Below are 2,219 nucleotides of genomic sequence, written 5' to 3'. Positions count from 1 at the left end.
GACGCGCACTGCATCGGTGGTGTCGGCAATCACCTGCCCGCCAAGCCGCACGGTAACCCGTTCGGATCGGGGCTCGACCCTCGGCGGCCGCGGGTAGTCCCACACCGATTCTTGGCCCGCCTTGGGTTTGATGGGCTGGGGACGCCGGAAAAGGCCGGAAGAACCGTGTGCAGGAGTCATGTCCCCATGTTGCCATCTTCTGCTGGGATCCCACCGTGAGCGTGACGCATCCGTGCGATCGCTCTTCCGCCGACCGCGAGCCGGCCGCTAGTCGCCGGCGGCTTCGCGGCCGCGGCGTACGATCAGCCGGTCGGGGCTGTGGACCACGGATGTGTCCTTGTCCTCGTAGTCGAAYTGGTTGAGGAAGWAGCGCATGGCGTTGATSCGACCSCGYTTCTTGTCRTTGRACTTGATGGTGATCCACGGCGCRTGGTCSGTGTCGGTSCGCAGGAATGTCTSCTSCTTGGCKKCCGTGTACTCCKCCCACCGGTCCAGKGAGGCSAGRTCSAYGGGCGAGAGTTTCCAGCGCCGSACCGGGTCTATCTGCCGGATCGCRAAACGSGTGCGCTGCTCGTGGCGGGTCACCGAGAACCAGAACTTGGTCAGGTGGATCCCGGAGTCCACGAGCATCCGCTCGAAGAGCGGGGCCTGAACCATAAAGGTGTCGAACTCCTGCTCCGTGCAGAAGCCCATGACCCGCTCCACATTTGCCCGGTTGTACCAGGAGCGGTCGAACATCACGATCTCCCCGGCCGTGGGCAGGTGCKGGAYGTAGCGCTGGAAATACCACTGGCCCAGTTCACGGTCAGAGGGTTTACTCAATGCCACTGCCCGGGCCGAGCGGGGATTCAGGTGCTCAGTGAAGCGCTTGATTGTTCCGCCCTTGCCGGCAGCATCCCGGCCCTCAAAGACGATCACGTGCCTGAGCTCCTGGTCCTGGCCCCAGTACTGGAACTTCAGCAGTTCAACCTGCAGCCGGTATTTCTCCAGCTCGTACTCTTCGCGGGACATCCGTTGCTCGTAGGGGTAGTCTTCCCGCCACGTCTGCACGGCCGAGCCGCCGGGGTGAATCAGTTCCGGATCTTCGCCTTGCCCCCCACGCACCGTGTACCCCATCTCCACCAGATGGTCGATGGCCTCACGCAGGTTTTCCCGGAGCCAGCCTTGGTCCTCGGGTGTCCACGTCCTGTCCGCCGGCGTCATCCCGGCCTCCTTCCGGCCCCCTCGAACCAGCTGCCGGACTTCCAGATGCCGGCGGTGTTCGATGCTCAACTGCGTTCATAGAATGCGACCAGCCTAAGCCGACAAGTGGAGCTCACGATAGGGACGGGCTGGGGGATACTTTGCGTCACCTGACCCGCCGGGCGGGACTACCTACCCGTGGGTGCCGGTGGGGTCGGTTCGATGCTTCGCTTCAGAAGAGCGTGATGCCGGTGAGTTCGGCGAGTTTGTCGGTGAGCTTGTCCTGGAAATCAGCGTCGGTGACCTCCGGAGCCGGCTTCCGCGGCCGGCGGTGATGCCAGTACATTCCTGAGACCTGGATGGCGGGGTCAGGGCTGACGGCGAGCCAGCCCTGGGTGTCCTGGCCCATGGCGAGGTCGTCGGGGGCGCCGGCGCCGCCCATCTTGGTGGGCACCCAGCCGGGGTCAACGGAGTTGCTGAGCACGTCGGTCCACTGCCGGGCGACGGCAGTKGAGAGCGCGGAAACGTAGAGCTTGCTCTCGGAGTAGGCCGCGCTGGCGTCCCAGCGCCGTCGGGTCCAATCGATGTCCTGGAGGTTGCTGCTGGCCGCGCGGTGCATCCCGCTGCTGAGGTAGATCAGCCGGTGCGGCCGCTCGATCAGCGCGGTGAGAATGTAGGGCGCCAGAACGTTGACGGCCAGGGTGCGGGAGTGTCCCTCCGGGGTCGCGACTCGCCCCGGCGAGAGGTAGACGCCTGCGTTATGGATGACGGCGTCCATCCGCCCGTAAGCGTTCACCTGCGCCGCCAGTTCCCGGGTTTCGGAGGCCCTGCTGAGGTCACCGATCACGATGCCGATGGCAAGCGGCGCGAGTTCATCGAGGGAGGAGGCGCGTTCCCTGGAGCGGGCGTGCAGCAGGACCTCGTCGCCGCCGTTCAGGAGCGTCCGGGCGGTGGCGAGGCCAAGTCCGTCGGTAGAGCCTGTGATGAAAATGCGAGCCATGAGGATGGTCCTTTCTTCACCGTTACCTTCCAGAAGC

General features: G+C 65.2%; 2 protein-coding genes and 1 pseudogene. All 3 read right to left on the bottom strand.

The features are described 5' to 3' along the window. A pseudogene (locus AC1D1S_RS20770) lies at nucleotides 1-180 on the bottom strand (DUF427 domain-containing protein); the annotation flags it as partial. 87 nt (nucleotides 181-267) lie between these two features. Next, nucleotides 268-1,203 carry a polyphosphate kinase 2 gene (ppk2, locus tag AC1D1S_RS20765; protein ID WP_476995406.1) on the bottom strand — a complete coding sequence of 312 codons (936 nt, stop codon included), beginning with the start codon at nucleotides 1,201-1,203 and terminating at the stop codon, nucleotides 268-270. 211 nt (nucleotides 1,204-1,414) lie between these two features. Further along, the gene (locus AC1D1S_RS20760; RefSeq protein ID WP_243177478.1) at nucleotides 1,415-2,182 is read right to left on the bottom strand and encodes an SDR family NAD(P)-dependent oxidoreductase; all 768 of its coding nucleotides are present in this window, start codon (nucleotides 2,180-2,182) and stop codon (nucleotides 1,415-1,417) included. Nucleotides 2,183-2,219 lie beyond the last annotated feature (37 nt).

It is taken from the genome of Arthrobacter sp. P1_A5, from assembly GCF_056406825.1.
This window is presented reverse-complemented; position numbering and strand designations above follow the sequence as displayed.